Here is a 24,000-nt window from a genome sequence, read left to right as displayed (position 1 = left end):
GCCAATTCAGCGTATGGTTGTGGCGCAAAAGCGCGTGACACTACGGTTAATTTTAAGTCACTGGTAACTAAAAACATTCCTGGGGGATAAATGAGCGCGGGAAGCCCAAAATTCACCATCAGCCGAGTTGCGGCACTGTCACTGGTTTCACTGTGGCTGGCAGGTTGTACATCCTCAAATAATGCCCCTGCGCCGGTGAGTTCCGTTGGCGGCAACAGCGGATCCGGCAGTTCATCCGGCGGCATGCTGATCACCCCTCCGCCTAAGATGGGCACCACAACACAACAAACACCGCAAATTCAGCCAGTTCAGCGTCCGGTTACCCAGCCAGTACAGATTCAGCCAGTGGATCAGCCTGTCCAGACGGAAAATGGCCGCATTGTGTATAACCGTAAGTATGGGAACATTCCGAAAGGGAGCTATACCGGCGGCAGTACGTACAGGGTAAAACGCGGCGATACTTTATTCTATATTGCCTGGATCACCGGGAACGATTTCCGTGATCTTGCGCAGCGAAATAACGTTCAGGCCCCGTATGGTCTGGAAGTTGGCCAAACGCTACAGGTAGGCAATAACACTGGCGCACCGTTAACGCCTGGCAATACCGTGTCGGTGGCTGACGTAACGGCGCAAAATAACAGTGTGACGCCTGCGCAAAAATCAAGCACAGTGGTTGCGTCGCAACCGACAATTACGTATTCTGAGGATTCAGGTGAACAGAGTGCTAACAAGATGTTGCCGAACAACAAAGGGGCTGCGGCTGTTGTCACAGCGCCCGTTACGGCACCTGTCGTTAGCTCTACCGTGCCCGTTGCCAGCAGTATGACGTCCAGCTCGCCAATCTCTTCATGGCGCTGGCCGACTGAAGGCAAGGTTATCGAGAACTTTTCTTCCTCCGAGGGGGGAAATAAAGGTGTCGATATCGCAGGAAGTAAGGGACAGGCTATTATCGCGACCGCAGATGGACGCGTGGTATATGCCGGTAACGCTCTGCGGGGTTACGGTAATCTTATTATCATAAAACACAACGATGATTACCTGAGTGCCTACGCCCATAACGATACGATGCTGGTCCGGGAACAACAAGAAGTTAAGGCGGGGCAAAAAATAGCTACTATGGGTAGCACCGGAACCAGTTCTACACGCTTGCATTTTGAAATTCGTTACAAGGGGAAATCCGTAAACCCGCTGCAATATTTACCGCAGCGATAATTTGGCGGGACATACCACTTCGGTTGTCTCGGTCAGGGATCACGGGTAGGAGCCACCTTTATGAGTCAGAATACGCTGAAAGTTCATGATTTAAATGAAGATGCGGAATTTGATGAGAACGGAGCTGAGGTTTTTGATGAAAAAGCCTTAGTAGAAGAGGAACCCAGTGATAACGATTTAGCTGAAGAAGAGCTGTTATCGCAGGGCGCCACTCAACGTGTGCTGGACGCGACTCAGCTTTATCTGGGAGAGATTGGATACTCTCCACTGTTAACAGCAGAAGAAGAAGTTTATTTCGCGCGCCGGGCACTACGTGGTGATGTGGCATCACGCCGTCGTATGATTGAAAGTAACCTGCGTCTGGTGGTCAAGATTGCCCGTCGTTACAGCAATCGTGGTCTGGCTCTGCTGGATCTGATTGAAGAGGGCAACCTGGGGCTGATCCGCGCGGTAGAGAAATTTGACCCTGAACGTGGGTTCCGTTTCTCAACATATGCGACATGGTGGATTCGACAGACCATCGAACGGGCAATCATGAACCAAACCCGTACGATTCGCCTGCCTATTCACATCGTGAAAGAGCTGAACGTATATCTGCGTACCGCTCGTGAGTTGTCCCATAAACTGGACCACGAGCCAAGTGCGGAAGAGATTGCCGAGCAGCTTGATAAGCCGGTTGATGATGTAAGCCGTATGCTGCGTCTCAACGAGCGTATTACCTCCGTCGACACCCCGCTGGGTGGCGATTCAGAGAAAGCGCTGCTGGACATCCTGGCCGATGAAAAAGACAACGGCCCGGAAGACACCACGCAGGACGATGATATGAAACAGAGCATCGTCAAATGGCTGTTCGAACTGAACGCTAAACAGCGTGAAGTGCTGGCACGTCGTTTCGGTCTGCTGGGGTATGAAGCTGCGACACTGGAAGACGTCGGTCGTGAAATCGGCCTGACCCGTGAACGTGTTCGTCAGATTCAGGTAGAAGGTCTGCGTCGCCTGCGTGAAATCCTGCAGGGCCAGGGGCTGAATATCGAAGCGCTGTTCCGTGAGTAAGCAACTTTTCATCCAAAAAAGGCCCGTCTCTCGACGGGCCTTTTTCTTTGGTTATAGCTGCGTGGTTTCGTGCAGCAGACGCCAGGTTATGGTATCGCCTTCCTGATTCAGTACCGCACTTGACCAGCGCACGTTGACCGGCTGATCGGGGCGGGTTTGCGTTTCGCGGTAGTGAAGTACTGCGCCGTTGTCCCAGGTTTGTAACGTCTTTAATTCATCAATCACGATCTTCAGCCCCGGACGGCTGCCGCGCTGAGCCTCAAGGAAACGCGCCAGTGCGGGATGATCCAGATGTGCGCCTGTTGGCGCAATCATCAGGAAGTCCTGACGAAAACGGGCGAGCAGGGGGGCGAGATTGCCTTCACCCAGGCCTAACCAGTTTTCTAACGCGATGTGAGCATCAATAATTTCTGTTTCATAGCAGGTCATTCTTTCTCCTTTACCCTTAAGTGGCGGATGAATTTAGTCACCGGCGATGTTCATCACAGCTCACGCAGGCCCGGCAAGCGTAGCGCCGCCGGGCGTGTCGGACTTATACCAGATTCTTCAAACGATAGATCCACTCCAGCGCCTGACGCGGCGACAGAGTATCCGGGTCAAGATTCTCCAGCGCTTCCAGCGCCGGGGAGGTCTCTTCGGCTGGCACCAGCAATGACATCTGCGTCCCGTCTACCTGGGTCGCAGCCGCGTTTGGCGCCAGGCTTTCCAGCTCGCGCAGCTTCTGACGTGCGCGCTTGATCACCTCTTTCGGCACCCCCGCCAGCGCAGCCACGGCCAGACCGTAGCTTTTGCTCGCCGCGCCATCCTGCACGCTGTGCATAAAGGCGATGGTATCCCCGTGCTCCAGCGCATCCAGATGCACGTTTGCCACGCCCTCCATCTTCTCCGGCAGTTGGGTCAGCTCGAAGTAGTGGGTAGCAAACAGGGTCAGGGCTTTGATTTTATTGGCCAGGCTTTCGGCACACGCCCACGCCAGCGACAGGCCGTCATAGGTAGAGGTTCCGCGGCCAATCTCATCCATCAGCACCAGGCTGTACTCCGTGGCGTTGTGCAGAATGTTGGCGGTTTCGGTCATCTCCACCATAAAGGTTGAACGACCGCTCGCCAGATCGTCCGCCGCACCCACGCGGGTAAAGATACGGTCGATGGGGCCAATCTCTACTTTTTGTGCCGGAACGTAGCTGCCGATATAGGCCAGCAGGGCAATCAGCGCCGTCTGGCGCATATAGGTACTTTTACCGCCCATGTTCGGCCCGGTAATGATCAGCATGCGCCGCTGCGGTGACAGGTTCAGCGGGTTCGCGATGAACGGCTCATTCAATACCTGCTCAACCACCGGGTGACGGCCTTCAGTAATGCGTACGCCAGGTTTATCGCTAAAGGTCGGGCAGCAGTAGTTCAGCGTTTCGGCGCGTTCCGCCAGGTTAACCAGCACATCCAGCTCGGCCAATGCAGTCGCGCTCTGCTGCAGATCTGCCAGGTGCGGCATCAGCATATCGAAGAGAGCGTCATACAGTTGTTTTTCCAGTGCCAGGGCTTTGCCCTTCGAGGTGAGCACTTTGTCTTCGTACTCTTTCAGCTCAGGAATAATGTAACGCTCGGCGTTTTTCAGCGTCTGGCGGCGCACATAGTGGATGGGCGCCAGGTGGCTCTGCCCGCGGCTGATTTGAATGAAGTAGCCGTGTACCGCGTTGTAACCCACCTTCAGGGTGTCCAGCCCGAGCCGCTCACGTTCGCGGATCTCCAGCTTATCGAGATAATCTGTTGCGCCGTCGGCCAGTGCTCGCCACTCGTCCAGCTCCTCGTTGTACCCCGGAGCGATGACGCCGCCGTCGCGTACCAGCACAGGCGGGGATTCAATAATGGCGTTTTCCAGCAGTTCGCGCAGTTCGCTGAATTCGCCCATCGCGTCGCGTAGCTTCTGCACCGGCGCGCTGTCGATCTCTGCCAGTTGGCTGCGTAGTTCAGGCAACTGCTGGAATGCGTGGCGCATCCGGGCGAGATCGCGCGGGCGTGCGGTGCGCAGCGCCAGACGCGCCAGAATACGCTCCAGATCACCCACCTGGCGTAATACCGGTTGCAGTTCGCTGTATCGGTCCTGCAGGGCACCAATGGTCTGCTGGCGTCCGGTGAGGGTGGCGATGTCACGAACCGGCATATGCAGCCAGCGTTTCAGCATTCGGCTGCCCATCGGGGTGACGGTGCTGTCGAGCACCGAGGCGAGGGTGTTTTCGACACCACCGGCCAGGTTCTGGGTGATCTCCAGATTACGGCGGGTGGCTGCATCCATAATGATGCTGTCCTGCTGGCGCTCAATAGTAATGGAACGGATATGCGGCAGGGCGGTGCGCTGGGTATCTTTCACATACTGCAGCAAACAGCCAGCAGCGCACAGGCCGCGCGGGGCATTTTCTACCCCAAAGCCGGTGAGATCGCGGGTGCCAAACTGCAGATTGAGCTGCTGGCGCGCGGTATCTATTTCAAATTCCCACAGTGGACGACGACGCAGGCCGCGACGGCCTTCGAGCAGCCCCATCTCGGCAAAATCTTCGGCGTACAGTAGCTCAGCCGGATTGGTGCGCTGCAGCTCGGCGGCCATGGTTTCCCGGTCGGCCGGTTCGCTCAGGCGAAAACGCCCGGAGCTAATATCCAGTGTGGCGTAGCCGAAACCTTTGCTGTCCTGCCAGATAGCAGCAAGCAGGTTATCCTGGCGCTCCTGTAACAGCGCTTCATCGCTGATGGTGCCGGGCGTAACGATGCGCACCACTTTGCGCTCGACCGGGCCTTTAGAGGTGGCGGGATCGCCAATCTGTTCGCAGATGGCGACCGATTCCCCCTGATTGACCAGCTTCGCCAGGTAATTCTCTACCGCGTGATGCGGGATCCCGGCCATGGGGATCGGTTCCCCGGCCGAAGCGCCGCGTTTGGTCAGCGAGATGTCGAGCAGTTGTGACGCCCGTTTCGCATCGTCATAAAACAGCTCGTAAAAGTCACCCATCCGGTAAAACAGCAGGATCTCTGGATGCTGAGCTTTCAGCTTCAGATACTGCTGCATCATGGGGGTGTGCGCGTCGAAATTGTCAGTAGTGGTCATGGAGTGATGATGTCCATTTCTTTGAAAATAGTGCTGTTCAGGCGACGTTGGGGTCGTGTAATGCCGCTATTGTCGCATGAAAAAAAGTCCCGGCGCAGCAAAATGTCGCGACTTTACGAGGCCTTTTCCTGAACCAGCTCAATCACCAATTTCCCCTGTTCGACCAGCACCCGCACCTGGGAATGGGTTTTAAAACCCGCCTCTTCCAGCCAGTCGCCTTTTAAACTGAGCGCGGCATGCACGCTGTAGCGCGTCGGAATTTTGGTCTTACGATCTTCGTGACGCTTTCTGAAATAGCCCACGGTGAGATGACGGCTCGGTCTGGAGAGGGGCATATCCGACATAGAAACTCCTTTTTCGCAGGGTAGGATCCGGTGACATAAACACCTGTATAAAATGTCAGTAAAATGAGGCGAAGACAAACCTATAACTGCGAAGCGCCTTCAGGAAACGGAATGTAAAATATGAAATCGGGCTGAACATCCAGCCTAAAAAGAGTATTATAAATGCAACTTTCTAGTGGGTATCAGGCCATGTCAGGAAAACGGATCGCGCGCGAAAAAGAGACCATCCGCAAGATGATCGCGCTGTATGAAAAGCAGTGTCCGCAGGCATCGAAAGCCGCGGGGCACTATCCGGCGCTGAATGAGTACGCCGACAAGCGGCTGGATAAATGCGTGTTTGGCGAGGAGAAACCGGCCTGCAAACAGTGTCCGGTACACTGCTATCAGCCGGCCAAACGCGAAGAGATGAAACAGGTGATGCGTTGGGCAGGGCCACGGATGTTGTGGCGTCATCCGATTTTAACCGTTCGCCATCTTATCGACGATCGTCGCCCGGTCCCGGAGCTGCCGGAAAAATACCGCCCGAAAAAGTGATCTCTCAGGTGCGCGGCCTGCGCATCGGGCGGCAGATAAAGATCATGGCGATTGCGCTGCACAGCGGAAACACCGCCAGCACCAGCCACGGCGTACTCGCTCCGATGGAGGGCGTCAGCGCCTGGTCAAGCAGGTCACCCAGCAACAAATTCCCCGCCAGCACCGCGCAGCCACCCGCGGTGGCCAGCGCACCGTAATGCGCGCCTAATGTCGATTCACTCGCAAACCACGGCACCACATCTTTGCCCGCCGGCACCAGCAACATCTGCCCGGTGGTAAGCAGCGTGACAAAGCAGGCCGCAGGCAGCAGACGCAGCCAGCCGGTTGCCGGTTCCGAGGGCGCAAAAAGCGCGACGCTCAGGAAGGACGCAGAGATCAGCAAAAACCCCACCGGCAGGACCCGTATCGCCCCCACCCGGCGGGCCACGCGCGCCAGCGGCAGCTGAAAGAGGATCACCAGCGCCGAAGCCAGCATAAACAGCGGGCCGAGATCTTTTTCGCTGCCGCCCGCGCGCTGGATCTCCACCGGTAGCGCCAGATAGAGCTGGTTATAGCTTAACAGCCAACTGCTCCAGGCGATGATAAAGGCCACGAACCGCGGCTGGCGAAAGGTGGTCCACCACGGAGTAATGTGCAACGGCTGGTTTTTTGCCGATCCGGCAGGCAGACAGAAGAAGAGCACAATCAGCGCCACCACAAAGACCGCTGCACCTGCTAGGGCCACCTGACGAAAGCCCAGACCTGTGAGTAGGGCGCCCGCCACCGGGCCGAGCACTGCCCCCAGTTCGCCGCACACCGCAAACAGGGCGAACCACTCGGCGCGGCTGCGTTTGCCTTGTGCCTCGCTTCGGGTTCCGGCTTTTGCCAGTAAGGCCTCAATGGAGGGGGAAAAGAGCGCGCCGCCAATCCCGGTGAGGCACGCTCCGGCAATGATGACGGGCAGGCTGTAGCCAAAGGCCAGCAGCAGATAGCCCACCACCCGCACAACGCAGCCGCAAAGAATAATGATGCGCGCGCCGTAACGGTCGGAGAGGGCACCGCCGACAATAAACATCCCTTGCTGTGAGAAGGTGCGCAGCCCGAGCACCAGCCCGATAAGCCCGCCGGAGAGCAGCATATCGTCGCGTAAAAAGATCGCCAGGAAGGGGACGACGGCATAAAAACCAATGTTGAAAACAAACTGGCTGCCCAGTAAGACGGGCGGCCAGAGTTGTTTAGCGGGGCGGATCAGGGTCACGGCTTACCTCGCCTCAGACGAGGTAATGAATGTGTTTTTTGCCGTGGTAAGGCGACAGTTCAATGCGGGTTTTCACCCGGAAGACCTCCCACAGCAACTCTTCGGTCAGGATCTCCTGCGGCGTGCCGGTGGCCACAATGCGCCCTTTCTGCAACACAACCAACGCATCGCAGAACATTGAGGCGTGGTTGAGATCGTGGATGGCGACAATGCTGGTGACCGGCAGCTGGCTGATCAACTGCATCAGCTGCATCTGATGATGGATATCCAGGTGGTTAGTCGGTTCGTCCAGCAGGATTTCGGTTGGCATCTGCGCCAGTGCCCGGGCAATGTGTACGCGCTGGCGTTCCCCGCCGGACAGGCTTTGCCAGCCCTGATCGCTGTTATGCAGCATATCCACCGTTTTCAGCGCCGAATTCACGGTCTCGTCATCCTGCGCCGTCCAGCCGGAAAAGGGTGAATGGTGCGGAATACGCCCTAGCTTCACCACGTCCCGCACACGCATATTGGCATCGGTCATGCCGTGTTGTTCCACAAAGGCCACCCGACGGGCGAGCTGCTTTTTGGCAATCCCACTGATGCTTTTACCATCCAGCGCAACGGTGCCTGAATGCGGACGACGCAAACCGGCAAGGATCCGCAGCAGCGACGATTTGCCGGAGCCGTTTGGCCCCAGCAGGCCGACGGTCTGCCCCGGCGATACCGCCAGAGAGACATTATCGACGATGACCTTTTTACCCACCTTCCAGGTGATATTTTCAGCCGTGATGCTCATCACTTATTCCTTGAACGATAGATAATCATGGCAAAGAACGGAACGCCCACCAGCGCTGTGACCACGCCAACCGGCAGGCTTTGCGGGGCGATCAGCAGGCGGGAGGCGATATCCGCCAGCACCATCAGGATTGCGCCAGCCAGGGCGCTGGCGATGAGCAGCGTGCGGTGCAGCGGGCCGAAGAAGAAGCGCATCACGTGCGGCACAACCAGGCCGACAAAGCCAATAGAGCCTGCCATGCTGACGATGGTCGCCGTCATTAACGCAGTAACGATAAACAGAATCAGGCGTACCCAGGGAACGGCGATCCCCAGCGAGGCGGCGGCATCGTCGCCAAAGGTAAAGGCGTCCAGCGCTCTGGCGTAATACAGACAAACAGCCAGACCGACCAGCATCACCACCAGCACCAGCTGGAACTCGGGCCATCTCACGCCGCTAAAACTGCCCAGCAGCCAGAACATCACGTCGCGCGCCTGTTGGGCGCTGGCCGAGGTGCTGATGGTGTAAGCGGTAATGGCGTTAAACAGCTGCGAGGCTGCCACACCCGCAAGGATAGTGCGTTCGCTGCCGCCGCGGGCGCCGTTGGTCAGCAGGGCGACAAAGGCAAAGGCGGTAAAGGCACCGGCAAAAGCGCCAGCGGAGAGGGTGACGGTGCCGCTGCCAATGCCCAGCACTACCACCGAGACCGCGCCGGTGGACGCCCCGGCTGACACACCCAGCACGTAGGGTTCTGCGAGGGCATTTTTCAGCAGGCTTTGCAGCACCGCGCCGCAAATGGCCAGCCCCGCGCCGCAGCAGGCGGCTACCAGCGCCCGGCTCAGGCGGAAGTCCCAGATCACGCTCTCGTAGATGCGGTTGAGTGGAGCCTCGGTTAAGCCAATTTTATTGGTAATGGCATAGAACACGCTTTGCAGGGGGATCGACAGTTCCCCCACGCTGACGCCGATGGCGATAACCAGCAGCAAAGCCACGACCGCCAGGAAACCCGACGCAGGCAACAACCAGTTCAGTCGGGTCTGTTGAACCACTGCGGTCATTAATTAAGCCCCATCTTTCTCAGCTGTTCCCCAATCTGCTCTGCGCCATAGATGGTGCGGATTGTCGGGTTCATCGCCTGGCCGTCCATGATCACAATGTGACCTTTTTTAACGGCTTCCAGCTGGCTGACAGCCGGATCGCTCTTCAGAAATTTGATTTTTTCCTGGGCATTGTCCAGCGCCCAGCGGTTACGGTCGAGGCTGGAAACGACGATCACGTCCGGGTTGGCGGCAATAATGCTTTCCCAGCCAACGGTCGGCCATTCGGTTTCAGAGGTGATGGCGTTGTGGCCGCCCAGCACATTGGCGATAAAACCAGAGGCGCTGTTTTTGCCGCCGACGTAAGCGTCAGAAGAGGGGGATGAGCTGGAGAACCAGAAGACGAATGACAGGTCTTTTTTGTTTTTGCTGAATTCGCTGCGCAGGTCGGCTTCGCGCTTTTTGAAATCGGCGATCAGCGCCTGGCCGCGATCTTCGACATTAAAGATTTTGGCGAAATCTTCGATCTCTTTATAAAGGAAGGTCATATCCCAGAGCTTCTGGCGGCTGCCGTACATATCGCCAACGCCTTTTTTGGTGGCACACATGCCTGGCGACATATAGCTGTTCACGCCCACGGTGGCCAGATCTTCGCGTTTGGCGACTTTACTCTCTGGCCCCAGCAGCAGCGGCAGCTGCGCCGGAACGAAGTCCGGATTTTGCGCCAGAATGGATTCCAGCGTCGGGATCTCGACGGTCAGCGTTTTGACTTTTTTGTTCTGTTCAGCCAGCTGCGGCAGCACTTTGGTGGGCCAGAAGGCGCTGGCGACCACTTTATCTTGCAGGCCTAACAGCAGCAGAATTTCAACGGTGTTTTGTCCCAGCGCGACGACGCGCTCCGGGGCTTTAGTGAAGGTTTCTTTATATCCGCAATTCTCAATCGTCAGAGGATAGGTGGTCGCAAAGGCGGAGCCTGCTGTGGCAATCAGCAATCCTAATGCGCTGATGATCTTCTTCATGGAACGCTATCCTTCATTAATTTATTTATTGATCACAGCCCGGACATCTGGCTGAGAATGAATATCATTTATTTTGGCGGAGTTTTATACAACGATATATTCATTGTGTCAATGAATGATGGTAACGTGATGAAATTATTGTGTTTATCAAGGGATTTGCAGGCCGGGCAAGCGTGGCGCCGCCCGGCGAAGGCGGGATTACTCTAAATCAGCACCGTTGCTGGCGATCACTTTTTTGTACCACCAGAACGATTTTTTACGTTTACGATCAAGGGTACCGTTACCGGCGTCATCACGATCGACATAGATAAAGCCGTAGCGCTTGCTCATCTCGCCCGTTGAGGCGGCCACCAGATCAATACAGCCCCAGCTGGTGTAGCCGATCAGCGGGACCCCGTCCTCTATTGCGTCGCCCATGGCGCGGATATGCTCCCGCAGGTAGCTGATGCGGTAGTCGTCGTTGATCTCGCCGTTGGCGTCCGGCTCGTCTTTCGCGCCGAGGCCGTTCTCCACCAGGAACAGCGGTTTCTGATAGCGGTCGTACATCATGTTCATGGTGATACGCAGGCCGAGCGGGTCGATGCCCCAGCCCCATTCGCTCACCTCGATATGCGGATTGCGCAGGGACTTGACGATGTTGGCCGCGCTGGTGTTGTTGGCATTCATGTCTGCCGAAGCACAACGCGAAGCGTAATAGCTGAACGACACAAAATCGACGGTGTGTTTCAGCAGCGCGTCATCGCCCGGATCTTTGACAATCACCACGCCTTTTTCGCGGAACACGCGGGCAGAGTAGGCCGGATAGCTGCCACGGGCTTGCACGTCGATAAAGAACAGGTTCTCGCGGTCTTTTTCCAGTGCCGTCCATACGTCTTCGGGTTTACAGGAGTACGGGTAGAAATTGCCGCCCGCCAGCATACAGCCCACCTGGTTTTGCGGGTTCACCTCGTGGGCGATTTTGGTCGCCAGCGCGCTTGCCACCAGCTCGTGGTGCGCCGCCTGATACTTCACCTGATCTTCGTTTTCGCCTTCTTCGAACACCAGTCCGGCTCCGGAGAACGGGCTGTGCAGCATAATGTTGATTTCGTTGAAGGTGAGCCAGTATTTCACCAGCCCGTTGAATTCTTCAAAACAGGTGCGCGCATAGCGGGCGAAGAAGTCGACCATCTTGCGGTTACGCCAGGAGCCATACTCGGTCACCAGATGCATCGGGACATCGAAGTGACACAGCGTGACCAGCGGCTCGATGTTGTACTTCCTGCACTCTTCGAACACCGCACGATAAAACGCAATCCCTTCTTTATTAGGCAGCGGCTCGTCGCCATTCGGGTAGAGACGGCTCCAGGCAATCGAGGTACGGAATACCGTGAAGCCCATCTCGGCCATTAAGGCGATGTCTTCTTTATAGCGATGGTAAAAATCAATTGCTTCGTGGCTCGGATAAAATTCCTCCTCACGCAGCGCAAAGCGTTTTTCCTTACCCACTTTCACCGCCAGGCGATGTGCGCCGTGGGGGATCATATCGACGGTGGTTAAGCCCTTGCCGCCTTCACGGTATGCGCCCTCGCTCTGGTTAGCGGCCAGTGCGCCGCCCCATAAAAATCCTTGTGGAAAAACTGACATTTTTACCTCGCTATACATTTATGCTTGTGCTGCTTTAGCCTGAACCGGCGCGGTTTGCAGGGCGCGCGCTTTTTCCGCTTCCTCTTCTACCGGGATATCTTCAAAGCCCAGGATCAGGGTCAGCACGAAAGAGAGCACCACGGCCAGGGCCATCACCCCGAATACCCAGACGATGGACATCGGGTTCGCCGGGTCAAAGAACTGGACGCTGGTAAACAGGCCCGGTGCCGCCATTGAGTGGCTGGCCAGTCCGGCAATCCCGGCGACGGCGCCGCAGATAAAACCACTGATCAGGCTCGCAATTAAAGGACGTTTCAGGCGAACCGCGACACCGTACAGCGCCGGTTCGGAGATCCCCGCCATGATGGCAGAGGCCGCCGCCGCCAGCGCCGTCTGGCGCAGTTCCGGGTTTTTGGTTTTCCACGCCACCGCCAGCGACGAACCGCCGAGCGACAGGTTGGCACCAATTTCAGACGGCATTACCATCCCTTCTTTACCGGTTTCGGCAATGGTTTGAATGATAGTAGGGGTAAAGACACGGTGCATACCGGTCATGACCAGCAGCGGCCACAGCGCGCCCATAATGGCCACGGACAACCAGCCCAGATAACCGTGAATGGTGTAAACCAGTGAAGAGATGCCGCTACCGATCCAGATCCCCAGCGGCCCAATCAGGACGATGGCGAGCGGGGCGGCAATCAGGACGATCAGCATCGGTTTGAGGAAGTTTTTGGTGACGGCTGGGGTAATTTTGTCCACCCAGCGTTCGATATACGACAGGCACCAGGTCATCACCAGCGCCGGGATCACCGTGTAGGTGTATTTCACCGCGGTGACCGGAACAAAGGCGAACTCAACGTGCTCGCCCTGCGCCGCTTTGGCCATCAGTTCGATAAAGCTCGGGTGCACCAGCACGCCCGCAATGGCAATCGCCAGCGACATGTTGGTTTTGAATTTCACCGCGGCGGAGGCCGCCACCATCAGCGGCAGGAAGAAGAAGGCACCATCGCCGATCACCGTCAGAATGGTCAGCGTCGGCTCGCCTTTGGTCAGCACGCCGGTCATCTCGAGGATCATCGCCAGCAGCTTGACCATCGATCCGCCGATGATCGCCGGGATCAGCGGTGACATCGTGCCGATCAGCGCATCCAGGATCCCCGCGCCAATTCGTCGCAGCGTCAGTTTTTGCGGCCCCTGGGGCGCAGCAGGTTGCATGTCGGCAGGCAGCAGATTGACTACCTCGCGGTACGCCTGGGACACGGTATTGCCGATGATTACCTGGCACTGGTTGTCGTTGCGCACTACCCCCAGCACGCCGCTGATGCTTTTAAGCGTGGCGCTGTCAATCAGGCTCTCGTCTTTCGCCACAAAGCGCAGTCGGGTCATACAGTGGGTGACGGCGACGATGTTTTCTTTGCCGCCGAGCGCGCTGACAACGGCATTCGCCAGCGCAGCATAATTTTTGGCCATCGGGTTGTATCCTGTTTTATCAGTAAGGTACGTCTTCACCGTATGTAACGATGAAACTTATATAGGAAACCGGTTCCACAAAATCATGAAGAGTTTCTATGGATCAAACAAGATCACGTTTTGCTCATTTTTTAGATTCGTGATGACGATCACCTAAGGACGCAAAAAGCGTGATCGTCCTGCTGCGACAATTTTCACGCGGTGCAGTACACTGCCGCTCATTAGATTCAGACGGAACAGATTGATGACCACGATGCTGGAAGTGGCGAAGCGGGCAGGAGTCTCGAAGGCAACGGTTTCCCGGGTGCTTTCGGGCAATGGCTACGTGAGCCAGGAGACAAAAGACCGGGTTTTTCAGGCAATTGAAGAGAGCGGCTACCGCCCCAATTTACTGGCGCGCAACCTGGCGACCAAACGCACACAGACCCTCGGGCTGGTGGTGACCAACACCCTCTATCATGGGGTCTATTTCAGCGAGCTGCTGTTCCATGCCGCCAGAATGACCGAGGAGAGAGGGCGGCAGCTGATCCTTGCCGATGGCAAGCACAGCGCCGATGAAGAGCGCGAAGCGATTCAGTATCTGCTCGATATGCGCTGTGATGCGATCATCATCTACCCGCGTTTTCTCAGCGTCGATGAGATGGATGAGATCATCCAGAAACACGAGCAGCCGGTGATGATACTGAACCGTCGGCTGCGTAAAAACAGCAGTCACTGCGTCTGGTCGGATCATAAAGCCTCCAGCCAGGCGGCGGTATCCACCCTCATCGAACAGGGCCATCGCGATATCGCGTTTATTACCGGATCGCTGGACTCTCCCACCGGGATTGAGCGTCTTTCAGGCTACAAAGACGCGCTGGCGCAGCACCGCATTCCGCTGCGCGAGTCGCTGATTGTCGAGGGCAAATGGAACCCGGCCAGCGGGGCGGCAGGCGTTGCGACGCTGCTGGCGCGCGGCGAGAATTTTACTGCGCTGGTGGCGAGTAACGACGACATGGCGATTGGGGCCATTAAGCAGCTCCACGACAGCGGGATCGCCACGCCGGGCGCGGTTTCGGTAGTGGGTTTCGATGACATTGCGATGGCACCGTATGTGGTGCCCGCGCTCTCCAGCGTGCGTGTGCCGGTGACGGAGATGGTGAAAGAGACCATCAGCCGCCTGATTTTTATGCTCGATGGCGGGGACTTTACTTTCCGCCAGACCTTTGCCGGAGAGCTGATCCTGCGTGATTCGGTGATCCCCGGTCCACACCGTTGATCACAGTCCGGCGGCCGGGGGCAGCCAGGCGCGGGTAAAATCGAGCCAGCCCCCCGCAGTCAGCACCATATCCTGCACGTTTTCCAGGGCGTTGATCCGGTAGCGATAGTGGAACAGCGGCGTGCAGCGCCCCTCCGCCAGCAGGTGCTGGAAAAAGGGCGTCAGATAAGCGTGAAAATGCGCTTCGCTGTCGCTGTTTTGCATCAGCTGCTGTTTCGCGGCCTCCCAGCCCGCCTCGCCTAACGCCGTGGCCCAGGCAGGTTCATAGACAAACCACTCCGCCAGCGCAAAGGCTGCCATCCCGGTGGCCAGATGATCTCCCAGCAGCAGATCGGCATCTGCCAGCGTATCGGGGGCATACCAGCCATCACGATCTTTCCACTCGATGTGCAGTTCACAGCCATGCGGCTGTAGCTGGAGCCGCCAGGTTTCTGCCAGCTCGCGCAGCTCCGGGGTGTTGTAGCACACCAGTTTCAGCCGGGGCGGCAGATCGATATCAGAGGGAGCGGGCAGGGTGGGTACCCGCAGTCCGGGCAGGATTTCGGTGTGGATCTGCAGATCCTCACGCTTGCCAAAGCACAGCTGGTTAAGGGCCAGGGCAGTCTGGCGCAGCCAGGCGGCCAGCGGAGCGGGCAGGCCGGCATTCATCATCAGCCACGCAAAACCGCCGCTGGTTGAGGTCACGGCCTCCTGCGGGGCGCTGCCTTTCCCTACCGTAATCCATGCCGGTTTATCGGCTACTGTGCCGGTGCGCCAGAACTCAATGGCGTGCAGCAGGGGATGGGAAGCAAAGTACCAGGGCTGACGCTCGAGGCGTAGAAAATGCGAGTGGTGGCGGGCAATGGCGAACGGCCCGGCTCCGACCTCGGGTTGCCGGGGATGCGGCAGGCGGCAGACCGGATGCGCGAGGCGATGCGCCAGCAGGGCATCCGGCGCATGCAGATAAACCGCCAGGCACCAGGGGGCGACGAGGGTCACCGCATCGATATGCAACAATCCACTGTTGCGCGCCGGGTCGGCGAGCAACTGCTGCACCGCACTCAAAATATCGTCATCGCTCAACGGCTGGCCGTTATGCCAGTGCGCGCCGCTGCGCAGGTAAAAATGCCAGCGCAGCCCGTCGTCGGAGCAGGCCCAGTGGTGTGCCAGATCGGCTACCGGCTGCGCCTGACCCGGTTCGTAACGCGTTAACCCGGCGTGTACTGCGCAGATAATATGCTGTTCGGCGCGCCGACGATGACGAGCCGGGTGCAGGGAGGTTAGCGGGCGATACCAGGGGATGCGCAGCGTCGGCTGATGCTTCAGCCATTTGCCGCCGAGAAAGGGGGTGATGATGTGATGCAGGCTGGCCGGATCGCCATCCGCCAGCTGCAGCGCACTCTGATAATCTCCCTTCTCAAGACAGGCATGCATCAGCGGGGCGCTGAGTTCGCTGGTGGTCACCAGGCAGTGCAGGGTGGCGCGATGCCCGCGTCCCGCCTGGGCGCGCCAGCTCAGCCAGCCGCTTTCACTTAGCTGGCGTAACAGCGTTCGGGCGTGGCGTTCGCTGCACAGCGCCACTTCGGCGACCTCGCCGAGGGTGGTGAGTTTTGGCGTAAAGCCGTAATGGACGGTAAGTCGTTGGTACTGGCGGATTTTCTGAAGCTGGCGCATAGCGTTCCCGGGGAATCATCGCAATGGTCAGAGTGTAGGTGGTTTTACGGAAGAAATAAGGGAGAGATGTAGCAACTGTTCCGGTTTTGAAGGCTAACCCCTCTCCCCGTAGGAAGAGGGGGTATCTTTATGCGTTAAGCCGCGCTTTGATTTTTAACGCGATGCTTTCTGCCTGCGGCCCCAGAATCACCTGGGCATTCTGCGTGCCCATCTTCAGGATGCCTTTGGCGCCCAGCGTTTTCAGGGCCGGTTCGTCGAGGACGCTATTATCGACCAGCGTCAAACGCAGACGGGTAATGCAGGCGTCAACCAGCTTCAGGTTCTGTTCCCCGCCCAGCGCAGCGATATACTGCGTGATGGCTTCGTTCTGGTCGTCTGACTCCCCCGTAACGCTCTCGTCATCTTCCCGGCCCGGCGTTTTGAGCTTGAAAATGCGGATCGCGAAACTGAAGACAACAAAATAGATCGCAAAGAACAGGGCAATCAGCGGGATCAGGATCCAGGGTTTTGTGGCTAAGCCCCAGTTCAGCACGAAGTCGATCAGACCCGCCGAGAAACCAAAGCCGTGCAATACGCCAAGGCTGTTGGCAATCACCATGCTCACGCCAGCCAGCACGGCATGCAGGGCATACAGGGCAGGGGCAAGGAACAGGAAGGAAAACTCAATCGGTTCGGTGATCCCGGTCAGGAATGCGGTCAGGGCAACGGAAAGCAGCATCCCGCCCACCGCCGAACGGCGCGCTTTCGGGGCCGCGAAGTACATGGCCAGCGCCGCACCGGGCAGACCGCCCATAAAGATTGGGTAAGCCCATGCCATATAAACACCGGCATGCGGATCGCCTGCGAAGAAGCGGTTGAGATCGCCGCGGGTCAGATCGGTAGCAATTTGGGTGATGCTGGAGCCGTCAATGCCCGGCACGGCACCGCCGACCACTAACCCTTTCACCACATCTGGCGCAAGGCAGATATTGTGCAAGCTGCTGGCCGCATCGTAGGTCACCTTCAGGCAGTCGCCGAGGCTGAACCAGAATACCGAGTGCAGAATGTAATGCAGGCCGAAGGGGATCAAAGCGCGGTTAAGAATGCTGTAAATAAACCAGCCCGGCTCACCGCTGCGGGAAACCAGCAGGCTGAAAGTATCAATCCCGTGCTGTACCGATGGCCAGACGTAGCCGCAAATCCACGCCAGCAGCAGGCAGATGAGCCCGGTCATGATCGGCACCAGCCGTTTACCGGCAAAGAACGCCAGGAAATCCGGCAGTTTGGTATCAGAGAAACGGTTGTAACAGTGACCCGCCACCACGCCCGCGATGATCCCGGCGAAGAAGGACATGTTAATGGAGGAGTTAATGACTGCCGTGGCTTTGGTCAGCACCAGGAAACCGACAGCGCCCGCCAGGGCGGCAGCACCGGCGTTGTCTTTCGCCAGTCCAATGGCGATGCCGAGCGCAAAGAGCAGGGGCAGGCTGTCAAAAATGCCGCCGCCTGCGCTGGCAATAAAAGGAATATTCAGCACGTCGGGTTGACCCAGACGTAATAAAATCGCGGCGACAGGTAAGGTCGCGATAGGCAACATCAGAGCCTTGCCCAGCCGTTGCAAATAGCTAAATGCGTTCATAATATCCATGTCCAAAAAAGGGGCTTAATTCACGGCGCAAAATAACAGCTTTTCATGAGGGTTGAAACGGCGGCACGTAAAAATGTGATGAGCTTTAAATTAATTCCCCTGAAACTCTTTTGGTATATTTATATTTAAGTAAACAAGGATATGTTTGGTGAATGCTTCCGCTTTTAGAGAATAAAAAAAACGGCAGTGGCGCCGTTTTTTATTAATTCTTTTTCGCGCTGACAGGCAGCATCAGCTCTTTCAGGCGCTCGGTGCGCGCCTCCGGGCTAAGGTAAAGCCAGCGGAATAATATGCGTTCGACAGGTTGAACTTTTTTAAAATAGTCAGCAAGGTCGTTAATTTCTTTCAGGAAGGTCGCCATGTTTATCTCCGGCTAATAAATATCCTCTCAGATTAAAAACAAATCACGGAATAAAACAGGGTGATGTTTTTCGGCTGTTCCGCATTTTATTATTTATCGAATTTTAAGATTAATTAAAAATACAAAAAAGCCCCGGGGCACCGGGGCTGCGAAAGGCAAAATCTGACAAACATACAACGAGTAGAGCAAGAGTTTGAGGGTTAAACAGGTAATGATTTCAGCAGGGCAAAAGCCTCCTTCATTCGATCTTCACTGACCACAAAGGCGCGTAAATTGCCCTCGCTGTCGGCCCCTTTCGCCACCATCCCCTGAGGCTCGATGGCGATCTGCCAGTTCAAATCCTGGCGCTGGGTTTCACCTGCCAGATGCAGCGGCAGTTCCGGCGTTTTGACCTTCACCAGCATCGCCGGCAGTTTCAGTGGTGTATTGGCGCCGAGTAGATTCTTCGCCAGATACATGGCGCTTAACTGGATAGGCTGCAGGAACGGCAGCACCTGGCCATTAATTTCGGCGCAGTCCCCCAGGGCATAGATGTCCGGCTGCGTGGTTTGCAGATAGCTGTCAACCTTCACGCCGCGCTGGGTTTCTGCCCCCGCACGCTGTGCCAGCCCGATTTCCGGGCGCAGGCCGGTGGCGGCAATCACCACATCCACCTCGATGCAGCGATCGCGATCCATCAGGGCGCAAATGCCGGTATCGCTTCTGGTCAGGCTTTGCAGCTGGGATTTCAGCTGCAGATGCACACCCATATCGGTCAGGCGATGTTGTAAGCGACTGCTTACTTCGGCTGGCATCAGCGCCGACAGAATGCTGGCGGAATGGTCGACCAGGGTGACTGCTTTCCCGGCCCGGCAAAAGTCCATCGCCAGTTCGCTGCCAATAAGCCCCGCGCCAACAATCATCACCCGCCGGGCATCACGCAGGGTGCTTTCGCAGGCGCGGTACTCCATCTGGCTGTTGAGGGTCAGCATCAGTTCACGGCCAGGAACCGGGGGCACAAAGGCCGAGGCCCCGGTAGCCAGAACCAGTTTGTCATAGGACCACTGGTTGTCTTTCCCTTTGACCACATGCGCCGCTGCATCAATGTCGGTGACCCAGGTGTAAGGGAACAGGCGCAGGTTAAATTGTTCGGCAAACTCCCCCGCCGTCTGGCGGGTGAGGTCGTCGGCGCGCTGACTCTGGCTGATGACGTGGCTTAAGTCTGGCTTGTTGTACTCATCCATGCTGTCTGCGGCGATCAGCGTCAGCGGGACGTTCGCATCCTGTTTGCGGATATTTTTCACCAGCTGGCGGGCGGCGAAGCCCGAGCCGATAATGACGATACCCTGGCTCATTTTACCTCCGATCCCAGTTCTTCGAAGACGTCTTTACCGAGGGAACATTCCGGGCAGAGGAAGTTATCAGGGACGTCGCTCCACGGTGTGCCTGGCTGGACATCCTGCATCGGCTCACCAGTGGCCGGATCGTAGATCCACTGGCAGACGCTGCACTGCATGCGTGGGCCGAGGTCGGCGGCAGCGGCACAGGCGCAGGCTTCCTGTTCAGGTGTGGCTTTGGCGGTCGCTTCTGGCAGCGGAGCGAGCGCCCACTGACGTGCAATGTCGCGGCCATGCTGACGGCAGATTTCCAGCGCATCCAGATCCGGGCGCCATTTGGCCTTCAGGCTCATCGACATTTCAAAGCCCGCATCCTGCAGACGGGTAGAAAGACGGTCAACCGCACCGCCGCTCCAGCCGTGGGAGCCGAACGCACTGGCGCGTTTGTTACGGAAGCGCAGACCGGTCATCTCTTCGACCAGACCAGCAATTTTCGGCATCATCACGTTGTTCATGGTGGAGGTGCCCACCAGCACGCCTTTGGAGCGGAAGACATTGGTCAGAATGTCGTTCTTGTCGCTGCGCGCCACGTTAAAGATTTTCACCGCCACGTTCGGATCCACTTCGTTGATGCCCTGGGCAATCGCGTCGGCCATCATGCGGGTGTTATTGGACATGGTGTCGTAGAAAATGGTGATGCGATCTTCCTGATAGTCTGCGGCCCATTTCAGGTACTGCTCGACGATCTGGGTTGGGTTATCTCGCCATACGACACCGTGGGAGGTGGCAATCATATCCACCGGCAGGTTGAAGCCGAGAATTTCGGTAATTTTTGGCGTAACCAGACGGCTGAACGGGGTCAGGATGTTGGCGTAGTAGCGCTGGCACTGCTCGTACAGTTCAGCCTGATCCACTTCGTCATTGAACAGACGTTCGTCGCAGTAGTGCTGGCCGAAGGCGTCGTTACTGAACAGCACGGCGTCGCCGGTCATGTAGGTCATCATGCTATCCGGCCAGTGCAGCATTGGGGTTTCAACGAAGATCAGCTGCTTGCCGTTGCCAATATCCAGTGAGTCGCCGGTTTTCACCACGTTGAAATTCCACTCTGGATGGTGGTGGTGACCGGTAATGGAGTCGATGGCGTTGTTGGTGCAGTAGATTGGGGTATCCGGGATGCAGGACATCAGTTCTGTCAGCGCCCCGGCGTGATCTTCTTCCGCATGGTTAATGATGATGTAGTCGATATCGGCCAGGTCAATTTCACTGCGCAGGTTTTGCACGAATTCACGGCTGAACTTATGATCGACGGTATCGATCAGGACATTTTTTTCTTCGCGGATGAGATAGCTGTTGTAGCTGCTGCCGCGCAGTGTTTTGTATTCCGTGCCGTGAAAATCACGTACTTCCCAGTCACGTTGACCAACCCAATGAATATTGTTTTTAACCAGAATAGACATAGCAACCTCAACTTAATACAGCGAAATTAAACGAAAGATGTCAGGGTAATTGCAGGTTGCATGCCAACTTTTTAATATGTTGATTTAAAAGGATTTTAAAAATTATTAACCCCTGAGGGGTAGTCATTTTGACTGTCATTGATATAGTCAATATGACAAGATGCATTGTCAAAATGACAGCGAGGCGACAATGAGTTTTTCTGTAGAGGTGCTGGCGAAAATCGCCATTGAATTGCAAAGCGGTATCGGCCATCAGGATCGTTTTCAGCGGCTGATCTCCACCCTGCGCCACGTGCTGGATTGCGATGCCTCGGCGTTGCTGCGTTATGAAGGGCGGCAGTTTATCCCGCTGGCGATCGACGGGCTGGCGCAGGACGTGCTGGGGCGGCGCTTTACCCTGGAGGGCCACCCGCGGCTGGAGACCATCGCCCGCGCCGGGGATGTGGTGCGCTTCCCGGCCGACAGCGATCTGCCCGACCCCTACGACGGGCTGATCCCCGGACAAGAGAGCCTGAAGGTGCACGCCTGTATCGGCCTGCCGCTGTTTGCCGGACAAAACCTGATTGGTGCGCTGACCCTCGACGGTATGTCACCGGATCAGTTCGATACCTTCAGCGACGAGGAGCTGAGGCTCATTGCCGCCCTTGCCGCCGGGGCGCTAAACAATGCCCTGCTGATTGAGCAACTGGAGAGCCAGAACAGCCTGCCCGCTGGCCCGGCGGTGTTTGAGCAGGTGAAAAATACCGAAATGATCGGGCTATCGCCGGGCATGGTGAGCCTGAAAAAAGAGATTGAGATTGTCGCGGCTTCCGACCTGAACGTGCTGATCGAGGGGGAAACCGGCACCGGCAAAGAGCTGGTGGCGAAAGCTATCCATGAGGCATCGCCAAGAGCGGTGAATCCGCTGGTGTACCTCAACTGCGCGGCCCTGCCGGAGAGCGTGGCGGAGAGCGAGCTGTTCGGCCACGTGAAAGGGGCTTTTACCGGGGCCATCAGCAACCGCAGCGGCAAGTTTGAAATGGCCGATAACGGCACCCTGTTCCTTGATGAGATTGGCGAACTGTCGCTGGCGCTACAGGCCAAGCTGTTACGCGTTTTGCAGTATGGCGATATCCAGCGCGTGGGCGACGACCGCAGCCTGCGGGTCGATGTGCGGGTACTGGCGGCCACCAACCGCGATCTGCGTGAAGAGGTGCTGGCCGGGAACTTCCGCGCCGACCTGTACCACCGCCTGAGTGTCTTCCCGCTTTCGGTGCCGCCGCTGCGCGAACGGGGCGAAGACGTGGTGCTGCTGGCGGGCTATTTTTGCGAACAGTGCCGGTTGCGGATGGGGTTGTCCCGGGTGGTGCTTAGCCCCGGCGCGCGGGCGCATTTGCTGAGTTACGGTTGGCCAGGCAACGTGCGCGAGCTGGAACATGCCATCCACCGGGCGGTGGTGCTGGCCCGGGCGGCGCGGCTGGGGAATGACGTGGTGATCCACGCGCAGCATTTCGCCCTGCATGATGAGAGCACACCTGCGGTCATGCCGGAAAACCCGGTGGTGGTACATCAGAATCTGCGTGAGGCAACGGAGGCGTTTCAGCGCCAGATGATCACCCGGACGCTGGAGCAGAACAGCCGCAGCTGGGCGGCGAGCGCAAGGGCGCTGGAGACCGACGTCGCCAACCTGCACCGGCTGGCGAAACGTCTGGGTCTGAAAGGTTAGATGATGCCTGCCTGATAAAAATCCTGCAGGTTGATGGCACCACACAGGCGGCCAGCTTCGTCCACCACCGGGGCGGCGGTGATTTTGCGCTTCATCAGCAGCTCTTTGGCCTCGATGGCACGGCTTTCGGCATTCAGCGTCAGGCCGCCGGTGGTCATGGCGCTGCTGACGTTAACCTCCAGTTGGCCACCGCCCACCAGCCAGCGACGCAGGTCACCGTCGGTGAAGACGCCTTTAACCTGGAGGTCATCATCGCAGACCGCCACCAGTCCCAGCCCGGTGCGGCTCAGCTCCATCATCGCATCCATCACGCTGGTATTTAGCTTCACCTGCGGGACTGCCGCGTCGGTGCGCATCAGGTGGTGGACTTTATTTAGCAGGCGCGCCCCCAGTGCGCCGGCAGGGTGGGAGCGGGCAAAATCTTCTTCGTTAAAGCCACGAGCCTGCATAACCGCCATCGCCAGCGCATCACCCATCATCAGGGTAGTGACGGTGCTGGAGGTAGGGGCAAGGTGCATCGGGCAGGCTTCGCGCTCCACGGAAATATCCAGCGTGGCTTTGGCGGCGAGCGCCAGCGGCGAACGGGATTTGCCGGTCATCGCCAGCAGCGCGACCGATTTTTCCTGCAGGCGCGGCAGGATCAGATCCAGTTCCTTGGCCGAGCCGGAGTAGGAGATAAACAGCAGCACGTCGCGGCTTTCGATCATGCCCAGGTCGCCGTGCAGTGCTTCAGCCGGATGGACAAAAAAGGCCGGCGTGCCGGTGCTGGCCAGGGTCGCGGCAATCTTTTTACCAATATGGCCGGACTTGCCAATGCCCGCGACAATCACTTTTCCTTCGCACTGGATAATGGTGTTTGCCGCCCGCACGAAGTCGTCCCCCAGACGTTCCGGCAGGCGGCTGGCCTCCTGCAGTTCCAGCATCAGGGTTTGACGACCCGCGTTTAACAAAAAATCACTCATCTCTCTCTCCGGTTACAATGACTTCGATTCCTTTCTCTTCCAGCGCTTTTTTAAACGCCGGATCGATACCCGCGTCGGTGATCAGCTTATCGACGCTCTCAAGGCTACAGACAATATTGGGGCTTTTACGACCAAATTTGGATGAATCGGCCATCAGGATCACTTCCCGGGCGGCGTTGCACATCGCTTTACTGACGCTGAACACCTTGTATTCTCCCTGCTTTTGCAGAGGGTCGGGAATCGCCGCCTGCTACTGACGGGGTTTCATAGGCGTTGAGTTCTTC

Annotated in this window: 20 protein-coding genes and 1 pseudogene; 5 read left to right on the top strand and 16 right to left on the bottom strand. The window is 57.3% G+C overall.

What is annotated here, in order from left to right; all coding sequences use genetic code 11:
• Positions 1–90: 90 nt before the first annotated feature.
• Positions 91–1,212, top strand: a complete 1,122-nt coding sequence (gene nlpD, locus ACF8PE_RS22360) for a murein hydrolase activator NlpD (RefSeq protein WP_032613625.1) — start codon at positions 91–93, stop codon at positions 1,210–1,212.
• A gap of 60 nt (positions 1,213–1,272) precedes the next feature.
• Positions 1,273–2,265, top strand: coding sequence for an RNA polymerase sigma factor RpoS (gene rpoS, locus ACF8PE_RS22355; protein WP_032613624.1), 993 nt, complete (start codon positions 1,273–1,275; stop codon positions 2,263–2,265).
• A gap of 51 nt (positions 2,266–2,316) precedes the next feature.
• Here the strand turns inward: rpoS and ACF8PE_RS22350 are convergent, their stop codons facing one another.
• The 3 genes from ACF8PE_RS22350 to ACF8PE_RS22340 form a co-directional block, all read right to left on the bottom strand.
• Positions 2,317–2,694: a DUF4440 domain-containing protein gene (locus tag ACF8PE_RS22350; RefSeq protein ID WP_059307297.1), complete on the bottom strand. Its 378-nt coding sequence runs from the start codon at positions 2,692–2,694 to the stop codon at positions 2,317–2,319.
• Positions 2,695–2,797: 103 nt separating this feature from the next.
• Positions 2,798–5,359 carry a DNA mismatch repair protein MutS gene (gene mutS, locus ACF8PE_RS22345; protein ID WP_059307298.1) on the bottom strand — a complete coding sequence of 854 codons (2,562 nt, stop codon included), beginning with the start codon at positions 5,357–5,359 and terminating at the stop codon, positions 2,798–2,800.
• A 113-nt stretch (positions 5,360–5,472) separates the two neighbouring features.
• Positions 5,473–5,703, bottom strand: a complete 231-nt coding sequence (locus tag ACF8PE_RS22340) for a SymE family type I addiction module toxin (RefSeq protein ID WP_032613620.1) — start codon at positions 5,701–5,703, stop codon at positions 5,473–5,475.
• A 189-nt stretch (positions 5,704–5,892) separates the two neighbouring features.
• Between ACF8PE_RS22340 and ACF8PE_RS22335 the strand changes: the two genes are divergently transcribed.
• Complete coding sequence (locus ACF8PE_RS22335) at positions 5,893–6,237, top strand: nitrous oxide-stimulated promoter family protein (RefSeq protein ID WP_032613618.1); 345 nt, start codon at positions 5,893–5,895, stop codon at positions 6,235–6,237.
• Between the two features lie 4 nt (positions 6,238–6,241).
• On the opposite strand, the gene ACF8PE_RS22330 is transcribed toward ACF8PE_RS22335, so the two are convergent.
• The 6 genes from ACF8PE_RS22330 to ascF all read right to left on the bottom strand — a co-directional run bounded on the left by ACF8PE_RS22330 (position 6,242) and on the right by ascF (position 13,377).
• Complete coding sequence (locus tag ACF8PE_RS22330) at positions 6,242–7,474, bottom strand: MFS transporter (protein ID WP_392495304.1); 1,233 nt, start codon at positions 7,472–7,474, stop codon at positions 6,242–6,244.
• A 13-nt stretch (positions 7,475–7,487) separates the two neighbouring features.
• Complete coding sequence (locus tag ACF8PE_RS22325) at positions 7,488–8,249, bottom strand: ABC transporter ATP-binding protein (RefSeq protein WP_032613614.1); 762 nt, start codon at positions 8,247–8,249, stop codon at positions 7,488–7,490.
• The gene (locus ACF8PE_RS22320) at positions 8,249–9,286 is read right to left on the bottom strand and encodes an iron ABC transporter permease (RefSeq protein ID WP_032613612.1); all 1,038 of its coding nucleotides are present in this window, start codon (positions 9,284–9,286) and stop codon (positions 8,249–8,251) included. Before ACF8PE_RS22320 ends, ACF8PE_RS22325 begins: the two co-directional genes overlap by 1 nt.
• Positions 9,286–10,284 carry an ABC transporter substrate-binding protein gene (locus ACF8PE_RS22315; protein ID WP_032613609.1) on the bottom strand — a complete coding sequence of 333 codons (999 nt, stop codon included), beginning with the start codon at positions 10,282–10,284 and terminating at the stop codon, positions 9,286–9,288. The genes ACF8PE_RS22320 and ACF8PE_RS22315 overlap by 1 nt, the downstream gene beginning before the upstream one ends.
• A 198-nt stretch (positions 10,285–10,482) precedes the next feature.
• On the bottom strand, positions 10,483–11,907 hold the full coding sequence (locus ACF8PE_RS22310) for a 6-phospho-beta-glucosidase (protein ID WP_032613669.1): 1,425 nt from the start codon (positions 11,905–11,907) through the stop codon (positions 10,483–10,485).
• 18 nt (positions 11,908–11,925) lie between these two features.
• The gene (ascF, locus tag ACF8PE_RS22305; protein WP_032613606.1) at positions 11,926–13,377 is read right to left on the bottom strand and encodes a PTS cellobiose/arbutin/salicin transporter subunit IIBC; all 1,452 of its coding nucleotides are present in this window, start codon (positions 13,375–13,377) and stop codon (positions 11,926–11,928) included.
• Positions 13,378–13,621: 244 nt separating this feature from the next.
• On the opposite strand from ascF, the gene ACF8PE_RS22300 reads away from it, so the two are divergent.
• Positions 13,622–14,635, top strand: coding sequence for a LacI family DNA-binding transcriptional regulator (locus ACF8PE_RS22300; protein ID WP_164540972.1), 1,014 nt, complete (start codon positions 13,622–13,624; stop codon positions 14,633–14,635).
• Here the strand turns inward: ACF8PE_RS22300 and ACF8PE_RS22295 are convergent, their stop codons facing one another.
• The 5 genes from ACF8PE_RS22295 to norV form a co-directional block, all read right to left on the bottom strand.
• Positions 14,636–16,288, bottom strand: a complete 1,653-nt coding sequence (locus ACF8PE_RS22295) for an SgrR family transcriptional regulator (protein WP_150872280.1) — start codon at positions 16,286–16,288, stop codon at positions 14,636–14,638.
• A 127-nt stretch (positions 16,289–16,415) separates the two neighbouring features.
• Positions 16,416–17,906, bottom strand: a complete 1,491-nt coding sequence (gene nagE / locus ACF8PE_RS22290; RefSeq protein WP_392495303.1) for an N-acetylglucosamine-specific PTS transporter subunit IIBC — start codon at positions 17,904–17,906, stop codon at positions 16,416–16,418.
• A gap of 211 nt (positions 17,907–18,117) precedes the next feature.
• Entirely contained in the window at positions 18,118–18,276 is a 159-nt protein-coding gene (locus ACF8PE_RS22285) for a hypothetical protein (protein ID WP_164530006.1), read from the bottom strand.
• A gap of 200 nt (positions 18,277–18,476) precedes the next feature.
• Entirely contained in the window at positions 18,477–19,610 is a 1,134-nt protein-coding gene (gene norW / locus ACF8PE_RS22280; protein ID WP_164540969.1) for an NADH:flavorubredoxin reductase NorW, read from the bottom strand.
• Entirely contained in the window at positions 19,607–21,049 is a 1,443-nt protein-coding gene (norV, locus tag ACF8PE_RS22275; RefSeq protein WP_165718289.1) for an anaerobic nitric oxide reductase flavorubredoxin, read from the bottom strand. The genes norW and norV overlap by 4 nt, the downstream gene beginning before the upstream one ends.
• Before the next feature lie 190 nt (positions 21,050–21,239).
• Here norV and norR point away from each other — a divergent pair, with 190 nt between their 5' ends.
• Positions 21,240–22,754, top strand: coding sequence for a nitric oxide reductase transcriptional regulator NorR (gene norR / locus ACF8PE_RS22270; protein WP_103792546.1), 1,515 nt, complete (start codon positions 21,240–21,242; stop codon positions 22,752–22,754).
• Here norR and gutQ read toward each other — a convergent pair.
• On the bottom strand, positions 22,751–23,716 hold the full coding sequence (gene gutQ, locus ACF8PE_RS22265; protein ID WP_059307306.1) for an arabinose-5-phosphate isomerase GutQ: 966 nt from the start codon (positions 23,714–23,716) through the stop codon (positions 22,751–22,753). The two genes, norR and gutQ, sit on opposite strands and share 4 nt — an antisense overlap.
• Positions 23,709–23,924: pseudogene (srlR, locus tag ACF8PE_RS22260) on the bottom strand (glucitol operon DNA-binding transcriptional repressor SrlR); the annotation flags it as partial. The gene gutQ and the pseudogene srlR, both read right to left, overlap by 8 nt.
• Between the last annotated feature and the right edge of the window lie 76 nt (positions 23,925–24,000).

Origin of the sequence: Leclercia sp. GLN_9 (assembly GCF_043105735.1) — a bacterium.
GTDB classification, from domain to species: Bacteria; Pseudomonadota; Gammaproteobacteria; order Enterobacterales; family Enterobacteriaceae; genus Enterobacter; species Enterobacter adecarboxylatus.
Note: the sequence above shows the minus strand (reverse complement) of the source record. Positions and strands in the feature narration are given on the sequence as shown.

Coding starts and splice junctions, on each gene's coding strand:
- nlpD (WP_032613625.1), top strand. CDS start 91: ATGAGCGCGGGAAGCCCAAAATTCACCATCAGCCGAGTTGCGGCACTG.
- rpoS (WP_032613624.1), top strand. CDS start 1,273: ATGAGTCAGAATACGCTGAAAGTTCATGATTTAAATGAAGATGCGGAA.
- ACF8PE_RS22350 (WP_059307297.1), bottom strand. CDS start 2,694: ATGACCTGCTATGAAACAGAAATTATTGATGCTCACATCGCGTTAGAA.
- mutS (WP_059307298.1), bottom strand. CDS start 5,359: ATGACCACTACTGACAATTTCGACGCGCACACCCCCATGATGCAGCAG.
- ACF8PE_RS22340 (WP_032613620.1), bottom strand. CDS start 5,703: ATGTCGGATATGCCCCTCTCCAGACCGAGCCGTCATCTCACCGTGGGC.
- ACF8PE_RS22335 (WP_032613618.1), top strand. CDS start 5,893: ATGTCAGGAAAACGGATCGCGCGCGAAAAAGAGACCATCCGCAAGATG.
- ACF8PE_RS22325 (WP_032613614.1), bottom strand. CDS start 8,249: ATGAGCATCACGGCTGAAAATATCACCTGGAAGGTGGGTAAAAAGGTC.
- ACF8PE_RS22320 (WP_032613612.1), bottom strand. CDS start 9,286: ATGACCGCAGTGGTTCAACAGACCCGACTGAACTGGTTGTTGCCTGCG.
- ACF8PE_RS22315 (WP_032613609.1), bottom strand. CDS start 10,284: ATGAAGAAGATCATCAGCGCATTAGGATTGCTGATTGCCACAGCAGGC.
- ACF8PE_RS22310 (WP_032613669.1), bottom strand. CDS start 11,907: ATGTCAGTTTTTCCACAAGGATTTTTATGGGGCGGCGCACTGGCCGCT.
- ascF (WP_032613606.1), bottom strand. CDS start 13,377: ATGGCCAAAAATTATGCTGCGCTGGCGAATGCCGTTGTCAGCGCGCTC.
- ACF8PE_RS22300 (WP_164540972.1), top strand. CDS start 13,622: ATGACCACGATGCTGGAAGTGGCGAAGCGGGCAGGAGTCTCGAAGGCA.
- ACF8PE_RS22295 (WP_150872280.1), bottom strand. CDS start 16,288: ATGCGCCAGCTTCAGAAAATCCGCCAGTACCAACGACTTACCGTCCAT.
- nagE (WP_392495303.1), bottom strand. CDS start 17,906: ATGAACGCATTTAGCTATTTGCAACGGCTGGGCAAGGCTCTGATGTTG.
- ACF8PE_RS22285 (WP_164530006.1), bottom strand. CDS start 18,276: ATGGCGACCTTCCTGAAAGAAATTAACGACCTTGCTGACTATTTTAAA.
- norW (WP_164540969.1), bottom strand. CDS start 19,610: ATGAGCCAGGGTATCGTCATTATCGGCTCGGGCTTCGCCGCCCGCCAG.
- norV (WP_165718289.1), bottom strand. CDS start 21,049: ATGTCTATTCTGGTTAAAAACAATATTCATTGGGTTGGTCAACGTGAC.
- norR (WP_103792546.1), top strand. CDS start 21,240: ATGAGTTTTTCTGTAGAGGTGCTGGCGAAAATCGCCATTGAATTGCAA.
- gutQ (WP_059307306.1), bottom strand. CDS start 23,716: ATGAGTGATTTTTTGTTAAACGCGGGTCGTCAAACCCTGATGCTGGAA.